The sequence below is a fragment of the Salinarimonas ramus genome (genome assembly GCF_014645695.1).
Classification (GTDB): Bacteria; Pseudomonadota; Alphaproteobacteria; order Rhizobiales; family Beijerinckiaceae; genus Salinarimonas; species Salinarimonas ramus.
This window is the reverse complement of sequence record NZ_BMMF01000014.1, coordinates 65,816-89,122: the sequence shown is the minus strand read 5'-3', so window position 1 is coordinate 89,122 and position 23,307 is coordinate 65,816. Positions and strand designations below refer to the sequence as shown.

20 protein-coding genes are annotated in these 23,307 nt (G+C 71.6%); 11 read left to right on the top strand and 9 right to left on the bottom strand.

What is annotated here, in order from left to right; genetic code table 11:
- Window positions 1–12: 12 nt before the first annotated feature.
- Window positions 13–1,458 carry an oxygen-independent coproporphyrinogen III oxidase gene (hemN, locus tag IEX89_RS20445; RefSeq protein WP_244645608.1) on the top strand — a complete coding sequence of 482 codons (1,446 nt, stop codon included), beginning with the start codon at window positions 13–15 and terminating at the stop codon, window positions 1,456–1,458.
- A 28-nt stretch (window positions 1,459–1,486) separates the two neighbouring features.
- The gene (locus IEX89_RS20440) at window positions 1,487–2,518 is read left to right on the top strand and encodes an Acg family FMN-binding oxidoreductase (protein ID WP_188915121.1); all 1,032 of its coding nucleotides are present in this window, start codon (window positions 1,487–1,489) and stop codon (window positions 2,516–2,518) included.
- Window positions 2,519–2,526: 8 nt separating this feature from the next.
- Here IEX89_RS20440 and IEX89_RS20435 read toward each other — a convergent pair whose 3' ends face one another.
- The 4 genes from IEX89_RS20435 to IEX89_RS20420 form a co-directional block, all read right to left on the bottom strand.
- Window positions 2,527–2,748, bottom strand: a complete 222-nt coding sequence (locus IEX89_RS20435) for a type II toxin-antitoxin system RelE/ParE family toxin (protein ID WP_280513929.1) — start codon at window positions 2,746–2,748, stop codon at window positions 2,527–2,529.
- A 79-nt stretch (window positions 2,749–2,827) separates the two neighbouring features.
- Window positions 2,828–3,094, bottom strand: a complete 267-nt coding sequence (locus IEX89_RS20430; protein WP_188915120.1) for a ribbon-helix-helix domain-containing protein — start codon at window positions 3,092–3,094, stop codon at window positions 2,828–2,830.
- A 65-nt stretch (window positions 3,095–3,159) separates the two neighbouring features.
- On the bottom strand, window positions 3,160–5,307 hold the full coding sequence (flhA, locus tag IEX89_RS20425) for a flagellar biosynthesis protein FlhA (RefSeq protein ID WP_188915119.1): 2,148 nt from the start codon (window positions 5,305–5,307) through the stop codon (window positions 3,160–3,162).
- A gap of 71 nt (window positions 5,308–5,378) precedes the next feature.
- Window positions 5,379–5,903: a universal stress protein gene (locus tag IEX89_RS20420; protein ID WP_188915118.1), complete on the bottom strand. Its 525-nt coding sequence runs from the start codon at window positions 5,901–5,903 to the stop codon at window positions 5,379–5,381.
- 140 nt (window positions 5,904–6,043) lie between these two features.
- Between IEX89_RS20420 and IEX89_RS20415 the strand changes: the two genes are divergently transcribed.
- The 8 genes from IEX89_RS20415 (at window position 6,044) to IEX89_RS20380 (ending at window position 16,226) form a co-directional block, all read left to right on the top strand.
- A complete protein-coding gene (locus IEX89_RS20415) occupies window positions 6,044–8,239 on the top strand; it encodes a VTT domain-containing protein (protein WP_188915117.1) in 2,196 nt (731 codons plus the stop codon).
- A 125-nt stretch (window positions 8,240–8,364) separates the two neighbouring features.
- On the top strand, window positions 8,365–8,985 hold the full coding sequence (locus IEX89_RS20410; RefSeq protein WP_188915116.1) for a hypothetical protein: 621 nt from the start codon (window positions 8,365–8,367) through the stop codon (window positions 8,983–8,985).
- A gap of 1 nt (window position 8,986) precedes the next feature.
- The gene (locus IEX89_RS20405) at window positions 8,987–10,567 is read left to right on the top strand and encodes a BCCT family transporter (RefSeq protein ID WP_188915115.1); all 1,581 of its coding nucleotides are present in this window, start codon (window positions 8,987–8,989) and stop codon (window positions 10,565–10,567) included.
- 145 nt (window positions 10,568–10,712) lie between these two features.
- Window positions 10,713–10,961, top strand: a complete 249-nt coding sequence (locus IEX89_RS20400; protein ID WP_188915114.1) for a hypothetical protein — start codon at window positions 10,713–10,715, stop codon at window positions 10,959–10,961.
- 98 nt (window positions 10,962–11,059) lie between these two features.
- Complete coding sequence (locus tag IEX89_RS20395; RefSeq protein ID WP_188915113.1) at window positions 11,060–12,265, top strand: hypothetical protein; 1,206 nt, start codon at window positions 11,060–11,062, stop codon at window positions 12,263–12,265.
- 79 nt (window positions 12,266–12,344) lie between these two features.
- Window positions 12,345–15,545, top strand: coding sequence for an MASE1 domain-containing protein (locus IEX89_RS20390; RefSeq protein WP_188915112.1), 3,201 nt, complete (start codon window positions 12,345–12,347; stop codon window positions 15,543–15,545).
- Between the two features lie 53 nt (window positions 15,546–15,598).
- Window positions 15,599–15,892 carry a BrnT family toxin gene (locus tag IEX89_RS20385; protein WP_188915111.1) on the top strand — a complete coding sequence of 98 codons (294 nt, stop codon included), beginning with the start codon at window positions 15,599–15,601 and terminating at the stop codon, window positions 15,890–15,892.
- On the top strand, window positions 15,867–16,226 hold the full coding sequence (locus IEX89_RS20380) for a helix-turn-helix domain-containing protein (RefSeq protein ID WP_244645606.1): 360 nt from the start codon (window positions 15,867–15,869) through the stop codon (window positions 16,224–16,226). Before IEX89_RS20385 ends, IEX89_RS20380 begins: the two co-directional genes overlap by 26 nt.
- A gap of 20 nt (window positions 16,227–16,246) precedes the next feature.
- Here the strand turns inward: IEX89_RS20380 and pdxR are convergent, their stop codons facing one another.
- A complete protein-coding gene (gene pdxR / locus IEX89_RS20375; RefSeq protein ID WP_188915110.1) occupies window positions 16,247–17,701 on the bottom strand; it encodes a MocR-like pyridoxine biosynthesis transcription factor PdxR in 1,455 nt (484 codons plus the stop codon).
- An 80-nt stretch (window positions 17,702–17,781) separates the two neighbouring features.
- Between pdxR and IEX89_RS20370 the strand changes: the two genes are divergently transcribed.
- Window positions 17,782–18,486: a pyridoxamine 5'-phosphate oxidase family protein gene (locus IEX89_RS20370; protein WP_188915109.1), complete on the top strand. Its 705-nt coding sequence runs from the start codon at window positions 17,782–17,784 to the stop codon at window positions 18,484–18,486.
- A 4-nt stretch (window positions 18,487–18,490) separates the two neighbouring features.
- Here IEX89_RS20370 and IEX89_RS20365 read toward each other — a convergent pair whose 3' ends face one another.
- From IEX89_RS20365 to IEX89_RS20350, 4 genes are all read right to left on the bottom strand, one after another.
- The gene (locus IEX89_RS20365; RefSeq protein ID WP_188915108.1) at window positions 18,491–19,015 is read right to left on the bottom strand and encodes a DUF1622 domain-containing protein; all 525 of its coding nucleotides are present in this window, start codon (window positions 19,013–19,015) and stop codon (window positions 18,491–18,493) included.
- Window positions 19,016–19,121: 106 nt separating this feature from the next.
- A complete protein-coding gene (cysC, locus tag IEX89_RS20360; protein WP_188915107.1) occupies window positions 19,122–21,017 on the bottom strand; it encodes an adenylyl-sulfate kinase in 1,896 nt (631 codons plus the stop codon).
- A gap of 12 nt (window positions 21,018–21,029) precedes the next feature.
- Entirely contained in the window at window positions 21,030–21,869 is an 840-nt protein-coding gene (gene cysD, locus IEX89_RS20355; protein ID WP_188915223.1) for a sulfate adenylyltransferase subunit CysD, read from the bottom strand.
- Between the two features lie 100 nt (window positions 21,870–21,969).
- Window positions 21,970–23,268, bottom strand: coding sequence for an MFS transporter (locus tag IEX89_RS20350; protein ID WP_188915106.1), 1,299 nt, complete (start codon window positions 23,266–23,268; stop codon window positions 21,970–21,972).
- Window positions 23,269–23,307 lie beyond the last annotated feature (39 nt).

Here is a 23,307-nt window from a genome sequence, read left to right as displayed (position 1 = left end):
GTCGCCCTCCCCTTGCGCTGGATCAACGACGCCCGCCGCCCGCCGCGCTTCACTCCCGGCATGCGCACGATCTCCCCCTCCCCTCGCCCGTCCCTCTCCCCCTCCACGCTGGCGGCGATCCCCGCCGCCTATGCGCTGGAGACCGTTCCGCGCTACACGAGCTACCCGACGGCGGCGCAGTTCGGGCCCGGCATCGACGAGGCGCTCTACCGGCACTGGCTCGCCGAGCTCGACGGCACGACGCCGCTCTCGCTCTACGTGCACGTCCCCTATTGCCGGGTGCTGTGCTGGTATTGCGGCTGCCACACGAGCGTGCTCAACGACGACGCCCGCATCGCCCGCTACGCGAGCCGGCTGGAGGAGGAGGCCGCGCGCGTCGCCGCCGCCATGCCGCGCAAGGGGCCGGTGGCGCACCTGCATTTCGGCGGGGGCACGCCGACCATCCTCGCGCCCGCGGATTTCGCGCGCGTCATCGCCCGGCTGAAGGCGGAATTCCCCTTCGCGCCGGACGCGGAGATCGCGGTGGAGATCGATCCGCGCACGCTCACGCAGGAGATGACTGCGGCGCTCGCGGGTGCGGGCGTCAACCGCGTCTCGCTGGGCGTGCAGGACGTCGATCCGGAGATCCAGCGGCTGGTCCATCGGGTGCAGCCCACCGAGCAGGTCGCGGCCGCCGTGGCGATGCTGCGCGCGCACGGGATCGACCGGATCAACGTCGACCTCATGTACGGCCTGCCGACGCAGACCGTCGCGCACGTCCGCGCCACCGTCGCCGCTATGCTCGCGATGAACCCGGATCGCGCCGCCGTCTTCGGCTACGCGCACGTGCCCTGGTTCGCCAAGCACCAGGCGGCCATCGACGCGGCCCTGCTGCCCGGTGCCGCCGAGCGCCTCGCGCAGGCGCAGGCCGCCGCCGACGCCTTCGCCGAGGCCGGCTGGGTGGAGGTCGGCTTCGACCATTACGCCCGGCCCGAGGACCCGCTCGCGATCGCGGTGCGCGAGGGCACGCTCAAGCGCAATTTCCAGGGCTACACGACCGACCGAGCCGAGACCCTGATCGGGCTGGGCGCCTCCTCCATCGGCGCGCTGCCGCAGGGCTACGCCCAGAACGAGCCGCATCTCGGCAAGTGGGCGCAGGCCGTCGACGAGGGTCGCATTCCCGTGGTGCGCGGCGTTCCGGTCACGGCCGAGGACGCGCTGCGGCGTGCGGCGATCTACGCGCTGATGAGCGCCTTCGACGTCGATCTCGGAGCCCTCGCCGCCGAGCGCGGCTTCGCGAGCGATCATCTCGACGCCGATCTCGCCCGCCTCGCGCCGCTCGCGGCGGACGGCCTTTGCACGATCGAGGGCCGGCGCGTGCGCGTGCCGCCGCACGCGCGCTTCCACGTCCGCAACGTCGCCGCCAGGCTCGACGGCTATTGGGCGCCGCAGGCGACGCGGCATTCGCGGGCGGTGTGAGAGCTCGCGCGAGGGAGGCAGGGAAGCGATGAGCGCGGCCGCATCCTACGAGACCCGCCTCGCCGCGCTCGACGCGCCGCTCCCGGCCGAGCCGGCGCTCGGCGATCTGCTGCGCGTGGCGACGCTCGCGGCGAGCGGGCACAACACGCAGCCCTGGCGCTTCCGGCCCCGCGCCGGCGGCGTCGACATCCTCCCCGACCTCTCCCGGCGCACGCCCGTCGTCGATCCCGACGACCATCACCTCTGGGCGAGCCTGGGCTGCGCGGCCCAGACCCTCGTCCTCGCCGCCCGCTCGCGGGGCATCGCCGCGGATGCCGGCTTCGCCGCCGACGCAGACGGGGAGAGACTCGCGGTCGACCTCGCAGCCGGCGTCGGCGCCCCTGCGGACGAGGCGGATCTCGCGGCCGCGATCTCCCGGCGGCGATCCACCCGCGCCCTCTACGACGGCCGCCCGATCCCGCCGGCTCTCGTCGCGCGCATGATCCGCGAGGCTGCGCGCCACGGCGTCGAGCTTCTGTACCTCTCCGAGACGCAGGCGGTCGAGGACGTCCTCGCCGTCGTCCTGGCCGGCAACACGGCGCAGATCCGCGACCGCGCCTTCGTCGCCGAGCTGAAATCCTGGCTGCGCTGGAACGAGCGGCATGCGCTCGCGACGGGCGACGGGCTCTTCGCGGGCGCCTCCGGCAACCCGTCCTCGCCCACATGGCTCGGCCCGATCCTGTTCGACCTCGTCTTCCGCGAGGGACGCGAGAACGACAAGGTGGCCTCCCAGATCCGCTCGTCGAGCGGCCTCGTCGTCCTCGTCGCCGGCACGGACGATCCCGCCGGCTGGGCCGCGGCCGGACGCGCCTATACCGCGGCGGCGCTCGCGGCGACGGCGGCGGGGGCGACCCTCGCCTTCGTCAACCAATGCGTCGAGGTGCCCGCGCAGCGCGCCGCCCTGCGCGCCCTGTTGGGGTTGGGCGACCGACGCCCGAACCTCGTGCTCCGCATCGGCTACGGCCCGCCGATGCCGCGCTCGCCGCGGCGGGCGTTGGGGGAGGTGATGATGCTCGGGTGAGGTGTCGATCAGTGCTCGGGAAACAGGATCGTTGCGTAATCTGTTGCGCCATGAACCACGTGGATGACCTCTATTCGGCTCTGCAAGACCCTGTAGAGCACGAGATAGTCTCCGACGACGCGACGGCGAATGCCGAACTGCTCGTAGCGGGGAACGAGCGAGAAGCGCAGAGGATATTCCTTCAAGCCCGAGCACGCGTCCTCGATCTCTTCGACGAACCCTCTTGCGATTGAAGAGAGCGATGCGATCGGCGAGGACCAGGATCTCGGCTTGCGCAGCCGGCGTGAAGATTACCGGCAGCATTCGCGGTCAATCCGCAGGATCGCGATACCGCGCCTTGAGGTCGGCGAAGACCTCATCGGCGGGTATTCCCAAGCCGGCATCGGCCTCGGCGAGGCTCCGGGCAATGGCCGCATCGAGTTCGGCGAGCTTTGCCTCGCGTCCCTGGACGAGCCGAAGACCTTCCTGGAGGATCGCGTCGCGCGATCCGAAGCGGCCGGTCCGTACCAGCTGGTCGAGTGCCTCCGCGACGCGTGGCTCAACCTCGATGGCGATACGGTCTGCGGTGTCGCTCATGGTGCATCTCCGGTTCGTCAGCACGGTATGGCGAAAGCGCACGGCGATCAACGCGCTCGCACGCCTCACACGCTCCCCACGGTCCGCAGCCGCGCGCGGGTGTGGATCTCCGCCTGGCTGATCACCGGCGTCTCGCGGCGGAAGCGCTCGATGATGGAGCGCACGAAGGGCCGCGCCTGGGCCGAGGTGACGAGGACGGGCATCTCGCCCTGGCGCGCGGCGTCCTCGAAGCGGTCGCGCACGCCGTTGACGAACTCGCCGAGCTTGGAGGGCTGCATGGCGAGCTGGCGCTCGTCGCCGTTGCCCACGATCGATTCGAGAAAGGCCTGCTCCCAGGAGGGCGAGAGCGTGACGATGGGCAGCGTCCCGTTCGGCCCCGTATACTGGGCGCAGAGCTGCCGGGCGAGGCGCTGGCGCACGTGCTCGACGATCTCGCGGGGCGAGCGCGTGGCGCCGACGACCTCGGAGATGCCCTCCAGGATCGTGCCGAGATCGCGGATCGACACCCGCTCGGCCAGCAGCAGCTGCAGCACCCGCTGGATGCCCGTCGCCGTGATCTGCGAGGGCACCATCTCCTTGACGAGATCGGCATGCTCCTTGGGCAGGTCGCGCAGGAGCTTCTGCACCTCGGGATGCGAGAGCAGCTCGGCCATGTTGGCCTTGATCACCTCGGTGAGGTGCGTCGAGAGCACGGTCGCGGCGTCCACCACCGTGTAGCCCTTGAGCTGCGCCTGGTCGCGCAGCCCCGAATCGATCCAGGTGGCGGGAAGCCCGAAGGTGGGCTCCAGCATGTGCTGGCCCGGCAGCTGCACCTGGCCGCCCATCGGATCTATGGCCATGAACTGGTCGGGGAAGACCGAGCCGCGCCCGGCCTCGATCTCCTTGACCCGGATCACGTAGGCGTTGGCCTCGAGCTGCACGTTGTCGAGGATGCGCACGCTGGGCATCACGAAGCCGAGCTCGGCGGCGAGCTGACGGCGCAGCGCCTTGATCTGCTCGGTGAGCCGGTCGACGCCGTCGCCGTTCTTGCCGTTGACGAGCGGCAGGAGCGCGTAGCCGATCTCGATCTTGAGGTCGTCGATCTTGAGCGTGTCGGAGATCGGCGGCTCGCCCGGCCCGACGTCGCCCGCCTCGCCCGTCGCCGCGGCAGCCGCCGCGCTCGCGGCCTCCTCCAGCGCGCGCTCCTTCGCCTTCTTGCCGAAGTGCCAGGCGCCGTAGGCGGCGGCGAGAGCGAGCGTCATGAAGGGGATGAAGGGGATGCCGGGCAAGAGTGCGATCATGCCCATCACCGCCGCCGACATGCCCAGCGCCTTGGGGTAGCCGGCGAGCTGGCGCCCGAGCGCCTTGTCGGCGGCGCCCTTCACGCCCGCCTTCGAGACCAGCAGGCCCGCGGCGGTGGAGACGATGAGCGCGGGGATCTGCGAGACGAGACCGTCGCCCACCGTCAGCATCGTGTAGGAATGCGCGGCGTCGCCGAAGGACATCTGCATCTGCGCGACACCGATGACGATGCCGCCGATGACGTTGATGAGCGTGATCAGCAGGCCCGCGATCGCGTCGCCGCGCACGAATTTCGAGGCACCGTCCATGGCGCCGAAGAAGGTCGATTCGTCCTCGAGCTTCTGGCGCCGGCGCTTGGCCTCGATGTCGTCGATGATGCCCGCCGAGAGGTCGGCGTCGATGGCCATCTGCTTGCCGGGCATGGCGTCGAGGGTGAAGCGCGCCGCGACCTCGGCGATGCGGCCCGAGCCCTTGGTGATGACGACGAAGTTGACGAGCACCAGGATCGCGAAGACGACGACGCCGATGACGAAGTTGCCGCCCATGACGAAGCCGCCGAAGGCCTCGATGACGTGGCCCGCCGCATCCGTCCCCTCGTGGCCATAGCTCAGGATGAGGCGCGTGGAGGCGAGGTTGAGCGCCAGCCGCAGCATCGTCGCGATGAGCAGGATCGTCGGGAAGGACGAGAACTCGAGCGGCTCCTCGATGAAGAGCGCCGTCATCAGGATCAGGACGGAGAAGATGATCGAGACGGCGAGCAGGAGGTCCAGCACGATCGCCGGCAGCGGGAAGACGAGCACCACGAGGATGCCCATCACGCCCAGCGCGAGGAAGAGGTCGGTGCGCTTCGTCAGCGCGCCGAGCGCCGAGAGCCCGCCCGCCCCGCGGCCGCCGGTCGCCGCGCTCGCCGCCGATGCCCCCGCCTCGCTCATCGCGCCCCTCTTTCCGCAGACTAGGCAAGTTCTGCCGGGGGGATGGTGAACGAAGCGTTAAGACCGCGCGCTCACTTCACCACGAGCACCGCGCAGGACGCGTCGTGGAGGACCTTCTGGGAGACGCTGCCGAGGATCATGCCGGCGACGCGGCCGAGGCCGCGGCTGCCGATGACGAGGAGGTCCGCGCCCTCCTCGCTCGCGATCTGCAGGATCGCCTCGGCCGGCGGGGCGTCGAGGACGCGCGTCTCGACCGCGACGCCTTCACGCTCGAGAGCTCTGCGCGCCGCGGCGAGGACCTCGTCGGCCACGTGGTGGAGCGTGTCGGGCGAGACCATGATCACCGGGATCGCGCCGCCCATGGCGGCGGCGGGCATCACCGGCGTCGCGGAGGCCTGGTCGAGCTCGGCCTTGACGCGATCGAGGAAGCCGAGCCGCTCGGCCACGGAATAGAGCTCGCCGTAGGGCACGCCGCGCAGGAGCGCGTGTGCCAGCACGAGGCGCGCGCCGCGCGCCTGCGCGATCTCGGCGGCGAGCGCCACGACCGCGTCCTGGTGCTCCGAGCCGTCCACGGCGACGACGATGGTCGAGATCATGGCCGAAATCCTCTCCTGGAGCGTTTGCTTCCTCGCGGACCGTGCAGCGCGGCGGCGACGTGCGCAATTCCGTAAAGCCCCGAGGCGCGGCTGCGGATGCGCTAGAGGCTCCCGTGCGTTAGGAAGGCGAGCTGAGGAGCATGGCGTTGGGCGAGAGCGGGGGCATCCTGAGGCCAGGGGAGACGGTCTGGACGATCGCGCGCGCCGGGCGCGCGGCGGCGCTCGTCGACGCGGCCGCGACCTTCGGCGCCATGCGCGCCGCGATGCTGAACGCGCGCTCGCGCATCCTCGTCGTGGGCTGGGACATCGACAGCCGCACGCCGCTCGTCGGCGAGGAATGGGAGCCCGCCGACGGCCTCCCGCGCGAGCTCGGCCCCTTCCTGCGCGCGCTCGTCGAGCGGCGCCCGCGGCTGAAGGTCGATCTCCTCCTGTGGGACTATGCGCTGCTCTACGGGCTCGAGCGCGAGCTCCTGCCGGAGGTGAAGCTCGACTGGTCCATGCCGCGCCAGATCCGCGCGCGCCTCGACGACGTGCTGCCCATCGGCGCGAGCCATCACCAGAAGATCGTCGTCGTGGACGGCGCGCTCGCCTTCTGCGGCGGGCTCGATCTCGCCATCCGGCGCTGGGACACCCGCGCCCACGCGATCGACGACACCCGCCTCCGGGACCCCGACGGCGCGCCCTATCGCCCGTTCCACGACGCGCAGATGATCGTCGACGGCGAGGCGGCGCATGCGCTCGCCGCGCTGGCCGAGGCGCGCTGGCGCCAGGCGGAGGGCGGGTACGCGGCGGCGCCGAAGCTGCCGAAGGCGGCGGCGCCCTCGCGCCTGCGCCGCGCCCCGCCGGCGAGCGTGGATCCCTGGCCGGAGGGGCTCGTCCCCGACTTTCGCGACGTCGCCGTCGGCATCGCCCGCACGCGCCCGGATTTCGCCGGAGCGCCCGCCATTCGCGAGGTGGAGGCGCTCTACCTCGCGAGCGTCGCCGCCGCCGAGCGCACCATCTACGTCGAGAACCAGTTCCTCACCCGCGAGAGCGTCGCACGCGCCATCGCGACGCGCCTCGCCGAGGTGCCGACGCTCGAGGTCGTCCTCGTCGGCCCGAACGTGCATCAGAGCTGGCACGAGGAGCACTCGATGAATGCCGGCCGGCGCCGCTTCATGGCGATCCTGGAGGCGTCCGGCTGCGCGGGCCGGGTGCGGCTGCTCTACCCGGCCGTGCCCGACGACCCGACCGGCGAGGGCGTGATGGTCCACGCCAAGCTCATGATCGTCGACGATCGCCTGCTGCGCATCGGCTCCTCGAACCTGAACAATCGCTCCATGGGCCTCGACAGCGAATGCGACCTCGCGATCGAGGCGCACAGCGAGGCGGAGCGCGCGGCGATCGCCCGCATCCGCGACGGGCTGCTGGCCGAGCATGCGGGCGTTTCGCCCGACGAGATCGCGGACGCGACGGCGCGCGACGGCTCGCTGCTGGCGGCGATCGAGAGCTTTCCCGCGCGAGGCCGCCGCCTCGCGCCCATCGACCTCGGCACGGCCGAGGACGGCGAGCTGGCGAGACGCATCGGCGAGATCGCCGACCCGGAGACGCCCATCGCGACGCCGGCCTTCGGGGCGGAGATGTTCGCCGGCCAGCCGGCGCAGCGCTCGCTCCTGCGAACCGGGCAGCTCGTGCTTCTCGCGCTCGCGATCGTCGCCATCGTCGCGCTCTGGCGCTTCTCGCCGGCCTCGACCCTCACCGACCCCGCCGAGCTCGTGGAATGGCTCGAGGCGCTCGGCACCGGGCCCTTCGCGCCGCTCCTCGTCGTCCTCGCCTTCGTCGTGGGCGGGCTCCTCGTCTTTCCCGTCACGGTGCTGATCACCGTCACGGGAATGATGTTCGCGCCCGTGCCGGCGATCGCGCTCGCGACGACGGGGGTCATGCTGAGCGCGGCGATGATGTACGTGATCGGGCGCGCCGTGGGGCGCGGTGCGCTCGAGCGGCGGATGGGCCGGCGCACCCGCGCCGTCTCGAAGGCGCTCGCGGACAGCGGCGTCATCGCGGTGGCGGCGCTGCGGATGCTGCCGGTGGCGCCCTTCAGCGTCGTCAACCTCGTCGTCGGCGCGAGCCGGATCGGGCTCTTCGACTATCTCGCCGGCACGCTCATCGGCATGGCGCCGGGCCTCGTGATGCTGACGCTGCTCGGCACCCGCCTCGCCGAGGTCCTCGCCTCGCCCGACCCGTGGGCGCTCGCGCTGCTCGGCCTCGCCTTCGTCGCCTGGCTCGCGCTGTCGGTGGGGCTGCAGGTGCTGGTCTACCGCATCAAGCGCAAGCGCCGGGCGGCCAAGGGTGGCTGATGCTGCGGGGGACGCCGCGGCTCCGTTCGCGGCGACGTCGTGGCGAGGAGATGAAACCTCCGTTGCGCCCGGCTCGTTGACGCGACGCGCGACCGGCGCGCTCCACGAGCCCGAAAGAGGAGATCATGGCCGATACGACCCACCCCGCCCGAGCGTCGCGGCTCGGCGAGGCGGAGATCCGCGCGCTCACCATCGAGGACGTGGTCGCCCGCCTCGAAGTGGTCCGCGCCCGCTACTTCATGCCGGACACCTCCGCCTGGGTCCGCTACCTCCCGGCCTTCGATCCGGACCCGGAAGACCTCTCGGTCAAGATCGACCCCAACACCGAGCGCCACGTCTCCGCCGAGGAGACCGGGCGTTTCACCCTGCCCCGGCTCGTGACCGAGCTCGAGCTCGCCTACATGACCGTCCACCTCTTCCCCACGCGCCAAGCCCGCGACTTCTTCGTCGCCGGTTTCGACGGCGCGCTGCGGCAGGTGGAGTTCATCGGCGGGCAGTTCGACTGGAACCGGCTGTGGATGACCGCGGGCACCGCCAATATCGGTGTGCCGATCGTCGTCTTCCTCGGCCAGCGCGCGGCGGTGAACAACCGCCCCTCCGTCTCCCTCATCGACCACCGCCAGGTGGTGCGCGGGCGCATGGCGTACCGCGCGGTGGGCGGATCGGGCGCGCATGTGGGCGAGGAATACTATCCCGTCGTCGGGCCCGAGCACGACGTCATGAACCTCGGACGAGAGGAGCGCTGACGTGCGAGCCGAGAAAGGCGTCTTCAAGGGCCTCAACCCGGTGATGGCGACGATCGCGCTCGTCGTCACCTTCACCTTCCTCCTCTTCGGCGCCGTCGCGCCGGAGACCTCCTCGACCTGGTTCGGCGCGGCACGCGACGGCATCATCGCCGGCTTCAAGTGGTACTACATCCTCGTCGTGTCCTCGTTCCTGTTCTTCTCGGTCTACCTGCTGTTCAGCCGGTTCGGCTCGCTGAAGCTGGGCGACGACGACCAGCAGCCGGAATTCTCCTATTTCGCCTGGTTCTCGATGCTGTTCGGCGCGGGCATGGGCATCGGCCTCGTCTTCTGGTCGATCGCCGAGCCGATCTATCACTTCCAGGACAACCCCTTCCTCGACGACACGATGGCGGGGACCAACGCCGCCGCCGCGCTCGCGATGCGGCTCACCTATTTCCACTGGGGCCTGCACCCGTGGGCGATCTACGTCATCGTGGGGCTCTCGCTCGCCTTCTTCAGCTACCGCCGCAAGCTGCCGCTCTCGATCCGCTCGGTGCTCTACCCGCTGATCGGGGACCGGATCTACGGCTTCTGGGGGCACGCGGTCGACGTGCTCGCGGTGTTCGGCACGATCTTCGGCATCGCCACCTCGCTCGGCTTCGGCGTCGTTCAGATGAACACCGGCCTCAACCAGATCGTGGGCATGCCGATCGGGGTCGGCTGGCAGCTCGGGCTCATCGCCGTCATCTCCGTGATCGCGACGATCTCGGTCGTGTCGGGCGTCGGCAAGGGCGTGCGCATCCTCTCCGAGCTGAATCTCTGGCTCTCGCTCGCGATCCTCGTCTTCTTCCTCTCCTTCGGCCCCACGCGCTACCTCCTGAACCTCTTCGTGCAGGGCATGGGCGACTATTTCATCAACGTCGTGCCGCTCTCGTTCTGGACGAACGCGGGCGCGGACGCCGCCGGCACCTCCGGCTGGCAGGCGAGCTGGACGGCCTTCTACTGGGGCTGGTGGATCGCGTGGGCGCCCTTCGTCGGCATGTTCATCGCCCGCATCTCCCGCGGGCGCACCGTGCGCGAGTTCGTGCTCGGCGTCCTCCTCGTGCCGACGCTGCTCGGCATGCTGTGGCTGACCGTCTTCGGCGGCACGGCGCTGCATCTGGAGCTGTGGCGCGGCGGCGGCATCGTGGAGGCGGTCAACGAGGACACGACGCTCGCGCTCTACCGCACCATCGAGGCGATGGGGGCGGGCTGGGTCGGCTGGCTGTTCACCGTCGTCGCGACGCTGCTCATCGCCACCTACTTCATCACCTCCTCCGATTCGGGCACCCTCGTCATCACGACGCTGCTCTCGGTGGGCGACATGGACCCACCGACGCCCCACCGCGTCGTCTGGGGGCTGGGCGAAGGCTTCGTCGCTGCCGTGCTGCTCGTGTCCGGCGGGCTCGGTGCGCTGCAGGCCGCGTCCATCATCGCGGCGCTGCCCTTCTCGGTGATCATGCTCTTCATGTGCTGGGGGCTGATCCGCGGGCTCGCGGAGGAGAGCGACATGGTGGCGCGGGCGAGCGGGCCGCCGCCGGAGCGTCTGCCCTACTCTCCTTGAGCCGGCTCGGCTTCCACGGCCGCGGCCATGCCGAGCATGCAACCCTCCCGGCACAACCCGCGTTTAACATGGGTTGTCCTGCGGCTCTCCGGCCGCTAAGCAGAATCGCGTAGCCAGTGAGGCTGGGGAACGGAGAAGAAGCGCCATGTCGGAACGGCGCCTCGAGGAGACCGAGGAGATGGCGGGTTCGGGCGAGCGCGGCCGCGGCACGGCACAGGCGCTGATGCCGCACCTCTCGGACCGGCTCGATACGATTCCCGAAGACCACCGCGAGAGCATGCTCGTGAAGGCCTACCTGCTCCTCGCGGAGGCGCACGGCGACCTCGCGACGGCCGTCGCCTGCCTGGAGGACGCAGCCCGCATCGGGCACGGCGCGCGCGACGACGGGCTCTGAGCGACGCGCGCAGGGCTTATGGCGGCCTTGCCTGCCGTGATGTCGCGGGGCATGGTTCCCCGCGGGCGCGGACGTGTGCGGGACGCGGGGAGGTCGAGATGCTCTGGCGTGACGGTGCGCGCCGAACGGCGCGAGCGTGCCTCATCGGCTGCGGCCTTTTCATCGCGGCAGCGCTCGCGGCGATGCCTCCGTCCATCGGGCCGGCGGCGGCGCAGAGCGCTCTCCCCGACGGCCGGATGTGGGTCGTTCTCGCGAGCCGGCAGGACCCCGGCGAAGCGATCGCGCTCGCGCGCGACTTCCGCTGGCGCTTCGACGCGACGCACGTTCTCACCTCCGCCAACGGCTGGCACGCCATCGTCGCGGGCCCGCTCGCCGTGGACGATGCCGGCGCCCAGCAGGCGCGGCTGCGCGCGGAGCCCGGCCTGCCCGACGACCTCTTCCTCGCCGACGGCGCGCGCTTCGAGGCGCCCTTCTGGTCGTCCGAGCGCCCGCGGCTCGAGACGCTGCGCTTCGACGGCACGACGCCCCTCGTCTTCGGCGCGGACGGCGCGACCCTCGTGCTGGAGACGCTGCGCGACGAGGGCGATCTCCTCTACCCCCGCCTCGCCGCCTACGAGAACGGCGTGGAGGCCTTCGCGATCCCCTTCGAGGAGGCGGGCTCCTTCTCCGCCACGGCGTGGCTCTCCATCGCCCCCCTCGATCCGCAGGATCCCGACGCCCGCCAGATCGTGGCGAGCGCCTTCACCGGCGGGGCGCATTGCTGCGCGGTGACGCGCGTCGCCAATCGTATCGGCGACGACTGGGTGCTGATCGAGGGCGCGACGCTCGACGGCGAGCGCGGCTACGACCTGCGCGACGTCGACGGCGACGGCATCTACGAGCTCGCGAGCCTCGACCAGTCCTTCCTCTACGCCTACGCACCCTATGCCGGCTCCTTCGCGCCGCTGGTGCTGGAGCGCTTCGGCGGCAAGAAGATCGTCGATCTCGCGCGCGATCCGCGCTTCCGCTCCGCCTACGAGCAGGACCTCGCCTGGATGGAGGACGCGGCGCGCGAGAGCCCCGGCCTGTGGCGCGAGAACGGCTTCCTCGCCGCATGGGCCGCGGCCATGGCCCGGCTCGGGCGCTGGGAGGAGGCGCGCTCGCGCATCGCGGCGAGCCACGATCGCTCCGGCGACTGGCCGCTGACGATCTGCGCCGCCCCGCGTGCGGAGGACGGCTCCTGCCCGCCCGGCGCCGAGCGACCGGCTTCATTTCCCGAGGTGCTCGAACGGCACCTGCGCGAGCGGGGTTATCTCGACGGCTGAGACCGGCCGGCCCCGTCGACGGCGCCGATCGGCCGGGCCGGGAACCAACGCGCGCGACGAGCGCGGAACGGATGGATTCGTGATACGCACGACGCGCGCTCTCGGGCGAGCCGCGGGCCTCGGGCTCGCCTACTGGATCGCCGCCCTCGTCGGCCTGCAATGGGCGGCCGTGGGCGGGGCGGGCTCGAGCGTCTGGCCGGCGGCGGGAATCGGCCTGGCGGGCCTTCTGCTGCTGGGTGTGCGGCTGTGGCCGGCGATCGCCGTCGCGCGTCTCGCCGCCGGGCTGACCGTCGGCTCGGAGCACGCCTTCGCCGTCGAGCTCCTGATCGCGCTCGGCAACGCCGCCGCTGCGGCCGTGCCCGCTCTGGCGCTGCGGCGCTGGCTCGGCCTCGACCCGCGCCTCCCCGCCATGCGCGACGTGATCGCGCTGGCGCTCGCGGCCGCGGCCGGCGCCGCGATCTCGGCGGTGATCGGCACGCTGGCGCTGCGGATATCCATCGCGCTGCCCTCCGAGATCGTTCTCGAGACGGCCGCCAACTGGTTCCTCGGCGCGTTCGTCGGCACCATCACCATCGCCCCGCTGATCCTCTCCTGGAGCGACGAGCGCGCGCGCGCGACGACGCCCTTCGAGGCCGTGCACCTCGCGGCCATTCTCGCGGTCACGCTGGGGCTGAGCGTCCATCTCTTCCTGCGCGAGCCCGCGCGCGAGCTCGGCACCTGGCTCGTCTATCCGCCGCTGATCTGGGCGGCTCTGGCCTTTCAGGTCCGCGGCGCGTCGGCGGCGCTCCTCGTCGCGGCGGGAGCGGCGACGCTCGGCGCGACGCTGGGGCGCGGGCCCTTCGACCTCTTCGCGCAGACGGCGGAGGCCCGCGTCGTGCTCGCGCAGAACTTCGCCTCCGCCACCGCGCTCGTCACTCTCGTCCTCGCGGCGGCGGCCGACGAGCGGCGCGGCAAGGAAGCGCTCCTGCGCTCGCAGGCACGCCTCGCCGACGTCCTGGAGAGCACGACGGACAGCGTCTTCCTGCTCGATCGCAGCTGGCGCTTCACCTACCTCAACCCGCGCGCGATGGCTCAGATCGCCGGCGGGCGCGACCTCGTGGGCGCCAACATCTGGGAGAGCTTCCCCTCCGCCATCGGCACGCCCTTCTTCGACGCCTATACCCGCGCCATGTGCACCGGCAGCCCGGCGCGCGCGGACGCCTATTTCGAGCCGCTGGAGACCTGGTTCGAGGCCAACGCCTTCCCGACGAACGAGGGCCTCACCGTCTTCTTCCGCGACGTGACGGCGGAGCGGCGCGCGGCGGCGGCGCTGGAAGAGAACGAGTGGCGGCTGCGCGCCGTGCTCGAGCAGATGACGACCGGCGTCGCCGTCGCGCAGGCGCCCTCGGGCAGGCTGCTCTTCCACAACAGCCGCGCAGTGGCGATCCTGGGCCACCCGCTGATCCCCTGGGACAAGCATGGCGGCCATGCCGCCCACGGCGCGCTGCACGAGGACGGCACGCCCTACGATCCCTCGCACTACCCCATCGCCCGCGCGCTCCTGCGCGGCGTCACCGTCGATCGCGAGCCCATGGCCTATCGCCGCGGCGACGGCACGCTCACGGATCTCGAGGTCTCCGCCGCGCCGATCCGGGACGAGACCGGGCGCATCGTCCTCTCCGTCTCGACCTTCGAGGACGTCTCCGAGCGCAAGCGCGCCGAGGAGGCGCTCCTCGCGAGCGAGGAACGCCTGCGCCTCGCCCAGGAGGCGGGCGGGATCGCCACCTGGGAATGGAGCGTCGCCACCGGCGACATCACCTGGACGGGCCCCATGCGCCCGCTGCTGGGCCTTCCCGAGAACAGCCGCTCGCCGAGCTACGACGCTTTCGTGCAGCAGACGCATCCGGACGACAGGGCCGGCGTGGCGGAGGCGGTCCGCGCCGCGCTCGCCGGCGAAGCGCAGCTGGACATCGAGTTCCGCATCGTGCGCCCCGACGGCGGCGTGCGCTGGCTCGCCGGGCGCGGCGAGGTCGTCCGGGACGGGACTGGGCGCGCGGTTCGCATGATCGGCGTGAACTACGACATCACGGAGCGCCGCGAGGCCCGCGCCGCGCTGGAGCGCCTGAACGCCGACCTCGAGGCGCGGGTCGCGGAGGGCGCGGCGAAGCTCGTGCAGCTGCAGAAGCTCGAGAGCCTGGGCCAGCTCACCGGCGGCATCGCGCACGACTTCAACAACCTCCTGATGGCCGTCCTCTCCTCGCTCTCCCTCCTGCGCAAGCGCATCCCCGAGGACGCGCGGGCGGAGCGGCTCCTCGCCAACGCCGTCCAGGGCGCCGAGCGCGGCGTCTCCTTGACCCAGCGCATGCTCGCCTTCGCGCGCCGCCAGTCGCTCGCCCCCTCCGCCGTCGACGTGCCGGCGCTCGTCACCGGGATGACCGATCTCCTGCGCCGCTCCATCGGCCCGCAGATCGCCATTCGCACACACTTTGCGAAGGGCACGCCGCCGGCTCTGGTCGATCCCAACCAGCTCGAGCTCGCGCTGGTGAACCTCGCCGTCAACGCCCGCGACGCCATGCCCGACGGCGGCGTCCTGACCGTCGGCGTCGATGCCGTGGAGGGCGGGAACGACGACCGGCCGGAGGGCCGCTTCGTGCGGGTGTGCCTGTCCGACACCGGCTCGGGCATGGACGCCGAGACGCTGGCGCGGGCGGTGGAGCCGTTCTTCACGACGAAGGGCGTGGGCAAGGGCACGGGGCTCGGCCTCGCCATGGTCTACGGCCTCGCCGAGCAGTCGAACGGACGCCTCACCCTCAGGAGCACGCCCGGCGAGGGCACGAATGCGGAGATCCTGCTCCCCGTCGCCGAAGCCGCCCTCGCCGAGGCGCTCCCGCCGGCACCGGCGATCGCGACCGCGTCCGGGCCGACGCGGAGCCGGCGGCTTCGCGTCCTGGTCGTCGACGACGACGCCCTCGTCCTCATGGGTGCGGCGACGATGGTGGAGGATCTCGGCCACGTGCCCATCGAGGCTGGCTCGGCGGCCGATGCTCTCGCGCTCATCGACGGCGGCCTCGCCGTCGACGTCGTTATCACCGATCAGGCCATGCCAGGCATGACGGGCCTGCAGCTCGCCCAGGCCGTCCGCGCCCGCCGCCCCGACCTCCCGCTCGTCCTCGCCACCGGCTACGCGGAGCTGCCCGAGGGGACGGACGCGAGCGTGGACGCGCGCCTCTCCAAGCCCTTCGGCCAGGAGGAGCTCTCCCGCGCGCTGACGCGGGTGGCGGGGGGTGCGGGGATCGGGTAGCATCCTCCGGTCGCGAATCGACCGTTGACACGCATCCGGGTATCCCGCACTCTATGGATCGACCACGCTTCTTCGAGTGGGACGAGGCGAAGGCCGAGCGCAACGAGGCGAAGCACGGCGTCTCGTTCGAGACGGCCTCCTTGGTGCTGCTGAGCGAGGAGTACTCCGATGTCGTCGATGATCGACATGCCTATGGCGAGCAACGGCGCATCTGTTTCGCCTATATCGAAGACGTCTTGCATGCGGTGGTCTATACGATGCGTGGAGAGACGTGCCGGATCATCTCGGCACGCCGGGCGAGCAGGATGGAGCGACGTCGGCATGGCCATCGTACGAAGGAGCGCTGAGGAAATCCGCGCCGCCGCGAGCCGTGCGGCGCCGACGCGTCGCGTGATGTCGGATGCGGAGATCGAGGCGGCGGCGGCCAGCGACCCGGACAATCCGCCGCTCGAGGGGCCGATGCTCGATCGCCTGGAGGCGACCGCCATCGCCCGTCGCGCCCGTCGGCGGCTCGGCTTGAGCCAGCCCCAGTTTGCCGAGCGCTTCGGGATCGGGCTCGCGCGGCTACGGGACCTGGAGCAGGGCCGCTACACGCCGGATTCCGCCCTGATCGCCTATCTCAGGGTGATCGATGCGGAGCCGGACGCCGTCGAGCGTGCGCTCGCCCGGGAGCCGGTCTGAGCGACGCCGCGCTGCTGCACCTAGTTCTGACCGACCGCCCCCTCCAGCCGCGCGGCGAAGGCTGCGGCGCGGGTTTCGTCGGCGTCGGCGAAGCTGACGAGGAGACCGGTGACGGGGCTCGCGCCCAGCGCGTAGCCCGACAGCCGCGCCACCGAGAAGCCGCCCTCCCCCGCTGCGTGCAGGGCCGCGTCTTCCGCGGCACGGTCGCGCAGGCGCACCGCGAGCTGGAGCCCGCCGTTCGGCAGACCGACGCGCACGCGCTCGCCCAGCCGTGATCGGATCGCGTCCGTGAGGATGCGCGCGCGGGCCTCGTAGGCGCGGGCGACTCGGCGCAGGTGGAGCTTCCACGTCCCCTCCTCGATCAGGCTCGCCAAGGCGAGCTGGGCGTGGACGTTGGCGGCGGCGCCGGCGTTGCGCACCGCGCTCGCGAGGCGCGCGGCGAGCGGCTCGGGCGCGACGATCCAACCGATGCGCAGCGCCGGCATCAGGCTCTTCGCCGCCGATCCCACATAGACGACGACGTCGGGCGCCAGCGGCTGCATGGCGCCCGTCTCCTGCCCGTGCCAGTGGAACTCCCCGTCGTAATCGTCCTCGATCACGACGCCGCCCGCTGCCCGCGCCCACGCGATCAGCCGCAGCCGGCGCGGCAGGGCCATGCGGATGCCCAGCGGATACTGGTTCGACGGCGTCACGTAGACGAGGCGCGCGTTCGCTCGCTCCGCCGGCGCCCCCTCGATGTCGGCGCCGGCTTCGTCCACGGGGAGCGGCAGAAGCGCGAGGCCGGCATTCTCGAAGGCGGCGCGCGCGCCGAGATAGCCGGGATCCTCGATCAGCGCCCGATCGCCGGCATCCGAGAGCGCGCCCGCGAGAAGCGCGAGGGAGGACTGCGCGCCGGTGGTGATCACGACGCTCCCGGGCGAGGCGACGAGCCCGCGCTCCCGGCGCAGATGCTCGGCGAGCGCACGCCGCAGGCGCGGGAGCCCGGCATAGTCCCCGTATTCGGAGGCCGTGCCGAGCCGCGTCGTCGCCGCGCGCCGCAGCGCGCGTGCCCAGATTTCCCGCGGGAAGAGCGGCTCGTCCGGGGCGCCCGGCCGGAAGGCGCCGCTCGCGCGGCTGTAGAGGTCGGCCCGGCGGTCCGCGCACAGAATCTCGCCGCGCCGCGAGAGCGCGATCGCGTCCGCCGGCGCGGCGACCTGCGCCGGCAACGGTCCGATCGCCGCGACGACGGGCGTGCGCCCCTGCGCGATGGTCACGAGGCCCTCCGCCCTCAGCAGCTCGTAGGCGGCGTTCACGGAATTGCGCGAGACGCCGAGCGCCGTCGCCGCGCGGCGGCTGGAGACGAGGTCCGCACCGGGGGCGAGGCGTCCCGCGCGGATCGCGTCGCGCAGGGCGACGAAGATCCGCGCCACGATCGTGCCGGGCTCGGACGTCGCCGCCGCGGCGTCGACGAGGCTGCGCAGGGCCGCTGGTTCCATGAAATTCGTCCGAATTGGAGCTTCACGGGAACCAGTGTGGCAGCGATAGGTGCCGGCGTCATCCGCGAAAGATCCGCATCATGGACCAGATCCCGAGCCAGCCCTCTCCCCCCGCCTCCACGCGGACCTCCGAGCGCAAGCCCGCCTTCGCGCGCATCCGCAACGCCAAGCGCGCGGTGCCCGAGCGCGCGGCGGCCTACGATCTCCTCGACCGCAGCCTCTACGGCCATGTCGGCTTCGTCCACGAGGACCGGCCGATGGTCATCCCGATGATCTACGCGCGCGACGGCGACACGCTCTACCTCCACGGCGCCTCGAAGACGCGGCTCGTGGTGCTGGGGCGCGCGGCGAAGCTGTGCCTCACCGTCACGCACATGGACGGGATCGTCGTCGCCCGCTCGGCCTTCCACCATTCGATGAACTATCGCGGCGTCGTCGTGCACGGCACGGGTCGCGCCGTGGAGGGCGCGGAGATGGACCGCGCGCTCGATCTCGTCACCGACCATCTGCTGCCCGGCCGCACGGGCGAGATCCGCGCCATGACGGCGCAGGAGCGCAAGGCGACGGGCGTCGTCGCCCTCGACGTCGAGGAAATCACCATGAAGGTGCGCACCGGTCCGCCGATCGACGACGACGAGGACCTCGCCTCGAACCTGTGGGCGGGCGTGGTGCCGATCCTCACCCGCTTCGGCGAGCCCCAGCCCGACGCCTACACGCCGGCGGGCGCGCGCGAGCCGGGCTCGATCGCCGCCGCGCAGGAGAAGTTCCTGCCGGAGCCGACCTGAGCCTCTACTCCCGCGCGTCCTGCGCGCGCCGCTGACGCGCGCCGGGCGCGTCCTCCTGGTTCTGCCAGGGCCAGCGCCCCTCGATCTCGACCTCGAGCGCGAAGGACAGGAAGGTTCTGATGATCACGATGCCGGCGAGCACGAGCACGCTGTCGACCGTGGGCTCGATGGCGACGGTGGCGATGATGTCGGCGGCCACCAGGAACTCGAGCCCGAGCAGGATCGAGCGGCCGAGGCTCGCGCGGTAATCGTGGTAGGGATCCTCGCCGCGCTCGCCGGCGAGCTTGCGGCGCAGGTAGCCGATGGTGGAGGCGAGCGCGCCGATGACGATGACGGCGATGCCGCCGAACTCGATGGTGCGCGTGATCCAGTGCAGCGCGACGTCGACCCACTCGGCTGTGGCGCCGGGGGCGGCGCCGATGGCGGCGGCACCGGTCTCGGCGTCTTCCTGCGCCCGCGCGGTGCCGATGAAGATGGCCGCCGCCGCCAGACCGGCGACGGCGAGGCTCGAAATCGCGGCTCGTCTCATCGAAGCGCCCCCTTTCTCACGCGCACCCGCGCATGAGACATAGAGGACGGGCGCGCCCGCCGTCCAATGCGGGCGCGCCCGGACCGGTTCCGAGACGTGCCTACGCTCAGGCGCCCACGGCCCGCGCGCGCACGGCGAGGTGGGCGTCGACATAGGCGACGATGGCGTCGACGCAGGTTTCGATGGACGCCTTCGAGGTATCGACCACGAGCTCGGGCGTCTCGGGCGCCTCGTAGGGCGCGGTGATGCCGGTGAACTCGCCGATCTCGCCGGCGCGGGCGCGCCGGTAGAGCCCCTTGGGATCGCGCTCCTCGCAGGTGGCGAGGTCGGCGGCGACGTGGACCTCGTGGAAGGCCTCGCCCGCCGCCGCGCGGGCGCGGTCGCGGTCCGAGCGGTAGGGCGAGATGAACGCCGTCACGACGATCATCCCCGCCTCGGCGAAGAGCGCGGCGACCTCGCCCACGCGCCGGATGTTCTCCGCGCGATCCTCCGGCGAGAAGCCGAGATCGGCGTTGAGCCCCTTGCGCACGTTGTCGCCGTCGAGCACGAAGGCCTGGTAGCCCTTGGCGAAGAGGCGCTGCTCGACGCGCATGGCGAGCGTCGACTTGCCTGCCCCCGAGAGTCCGGTCATCCAGATCACGCCGCCGCGATGGCCGTTGCGGAAGGCGCGCCCTTGCGTCGAGAGCAGGTGATCGACCTCGTAGAGGTTCGTGCCCTTCACGCGCATGGCCTCGCGCTGGTCCGGATAGCCGTCCGTCGAGATCACGCCGCCGGCCACGGTGTCGAAGCCGTCGACGAGGACGAAGCGCCCGCCCGCGGGGTTGGTGCGGTGGTCGTCCAGCGAGAGCATCTCGCGGGTGCGCAGCACCACCTCGGCGACCTCGTTGTGCCCCACGCCGACGGCGGGCGCGCGCGCCAGCGTCTGCGTGTCGATGGCGTTCTCGATGGCTTCGAGCGTGACGTTCGCCTCGTCGGGGCCTACCTTCAGCTTGAGCGTGTCGCCCGGCGAGAGCGTGCGCTCGGCGAGCCAGAACAGCGTCGCGCGAAAGACGTTGGTGAGCTTGGGCGCGGACGCCTCGTGGCTCGCCACGTCGCCACGCTCGGCGAAGATCTGCTCGTCGAGGGTGAAGCCGACGACCTCGCCGGCGCGCGCCGCGAGCTTGGGCGCGGGCGCGTTCCAGGTCTCGATGGACTTCACCCGCGCGCGGCGGTTCGAGGGCGAGAAGACGAGCTCGTCGCCCACCTCGAAGCCGCCCGCCTCGACGCGACCGACGAGGATGCGCCGCTCGTCGAACTTGTAGACGTCCTGGATGGGCAGGCGCAGCGGCCGCTCCAGGGGCGGCGCGAGGGGAACCAGCGCGTCGAGCGCCTCGACGAGCGTCGGCCCGTCGTACCAGGGCATGGTGGTGGCGCGCGCAGCGAGGTTCTCGCCGTCGCGGGCGGCGATGGGCACGATGGCGGAGGGCTCGAGGCCGATCTCGGCGAGATAGGCCCGCACCTCCGCCTCCACGGCGCGGAAGCGCGTCTCGTCGCGCCCCACGAGGTCGAGCTTGTTGACGACGACGACCACCTGCCGCAGCCCGAGCAGGTGCAGCAGGAAGGCGTGGCGGCGCGACTGCTCGCGCACGCCCTCCGCCACGTCGACGACGAGCACCGCCGCATCGGCCGAGGCCGCGCCGGAGACCATGTTCTTGAGGAACTCGCGATGCCCCGGCGCATCGATGATGACGTAGGGGCGCTTGTCCGACTTGAAGTTGATCTGCGTCGTGTCGATGGTGATCGCCTGGTCGCGCTCGGCCTGGAAGGCGTCGAGGACGAACGACCATTCCAGCGGCATGCCGCGGCGCTCCGCCATCGCGGTCAGCTCCTCGAGCTTGCCGTCGGGCAGGCTGCCGGTGTCGTGCAGCAGGCGGCCGATGAGCGTCGACTTGCCGTGATCGACGTGGCCGACGACCACGATCTTCATGGGCGAGATCTTCATGGGGTTCAGAAGCGTCGTCATGATCTCGGCTCCTCACATGTAGCCGCTGGAGCGCAGGCGCTCGAAGCTGTCCTCGGTCTCCTTGTCCATCGTGCGCCCGGCGCGCTCGGAGACCTTGGTGACCATCAGCTCCTCGATGATCTCGTCGATCGTCGAGGCGTCGGAGGGGACGGGGAAGGTGATGTTCTTCTCGCCGAGCGAGCGGTAGCGCTTGCCGTCGCGCGAGAAGTACAGCGGCACGACGGGGATGCCCTCGGCCTTGGTGTAGCGCCAGATGTCGAGCTCGCTCCAATGGAGCAGCGGGTGGATGCGCACGTGCACGCCGTCGGGGAAGTCGGTCTTGTACTGGTCCCAGAACTCGGGCGGCTGGTTGCGGAAGTCCCAGGCTCCGTCGAGGGCGCGAGGCGAGAAGACGCGCTCCTTGGCGCGGGTCGCCTGCTCGTCGCGACGGATACCGACCATGACCCCGCGATACTTGTCGCGGGCGAGCGCGTTGCGCAGGCCCACCGTCTTGCGCGCGGCGGCGCGGGTCGCGGGAGGCAGGGTCTGGTCCATGTCCTCCTCGGGCGGGCAGTGCTCGACGCGCAGGTCGAGCTCCCACTCGGCGACCACCCGGTCGCGGAAGGCGTAGACCTCGGGCAGCTCCATGCCCGTGTCGAGCTGGACCAGCGGGAAGGGCACGCGGCCGAAGAAGGCCTTGCGGGCCATCCACAGGAGCGCGTTCGAATCCTTGCCGATCGACCAGAGCATGCCGAGCGGGGAGACGCGGGCATAGGCCTCGCGCAGGATGTAGATCGTGCGCGCCTCCAGCTCGGCGAGGTGGGCGGCGGTCTCGGCGTCGGTCTCGGCACGTCCCGGGTAGAAAGCGGGCATGCGTTCGGGTTCGAGGGTCGCGGTCATGTCCTCGGCTCCTGAAGGCTCGTCGATGGGAGAGGTCCGCGCCGGCGCGGGCGATGCGCCGACGCGGGTGGGGTCATTCGGCGGCGTCGAGTCTTGCGCCGGCGTCGGTGGCGCCGTCGTCGGTGGATGCGCGGCTCTCCTCGGCGGCGCCCTCGGTGGGGAGGACGACGGAGAGGATGCCGAGCAGGACCGCCGAGGCGGCGATCGCCACGTAGATCCACACGAAGGTGCCGGTGACGTCGGCGAGGACGCCGAAGAAGTAGTTTCCGACCATGCCGCCGACGCCGAGCGTGACGTTGGCGACGCCGAAGATCACGGTGGCCTGCGCGCCCTTGGCGGTCTTGGCGACGTAGGCCGGCACGAGGCCGAAGATCGGGTAGAACGCCACCGCGAAGAGCACGCCGGCCCCGATCGCGAGGGTCTCGGTGGGCGCGACGACGAGGATCGTCGAGGCGGCGAAGACGCAGACGTAGGTGAACACGAGGGCGAGGCGCACGCCCGTCTTGTCCGACATCCAGCCGACCACGAAGCCGGCGAACATGCCGATGAAGCCGATCACGCCCCAGACCCACGCCGCGAACTCGACGGAGAAGCCCAGCTCCTCGCGCAGGTAGGGCGAGAGGTAGTTCTGGAAGGGCAGCGTCGAAAAGCCGTTCATGAAGGTGATGGCCCAGATGATCAGGACCCAGGGCACCATCACGGCGGTCGCGCCGGAGAGGAGGCCGCCCTTCTTCTCGCCGGCGGCGGGCGCGGGCTCGGGCGTGTGGCGGAAGAGGCCGAGCTTCCAGAACGTCACCGTCGCGATCGCGGTGACGACGAAGGTGCCCGCGCCGACCGTGAACCAGACGCCGCGCCAATCCTCGTTGGCGACGAAGATCGGCACCAGCAGGCTGTTGACGAAGACGCCGTAGCTCGTGCCGCTGGAGACGAGGCCGAGCACCTTGCCGCGGTGCTGGTAGCCGATGGCGCGCGAGACGATCTCCACCATCGGCACGTAGACGGACGCGGCCGTGCCGCCGAGAATCGTGAGCAGCGCGCCCACGACGAGGATCGAGTCCGTCATCGGCAGCAGCATCAGGCACGCCGCGCACAGCGCGACCGAGCCGATGACGACCTGCCCGCCGCCGATGCGCGGCGCGAGCCAGGCGCCCGCGACGGCGAAGGCGAGGAAGCCGAGCTGGCCCGCGGCGGTGATGATGCCCACCGTCGACATGTCGAAGCCGAGATCGGCCCGCATGTCCGGCACGAGCTGCGAGAACAGGTAGAACCCGAACCCGTAGGTCGCGGCGACGAAGCTCGTCAGGAGGATCGTGATCAGCACGCCCGCGAGCGCGCTCGTGGTGCCGCTGGCGGCGTTGGTATCGGTGGTCACGGCGATGCCCCTCGGTGTCTCGTGACGAAAGCTCGCGCG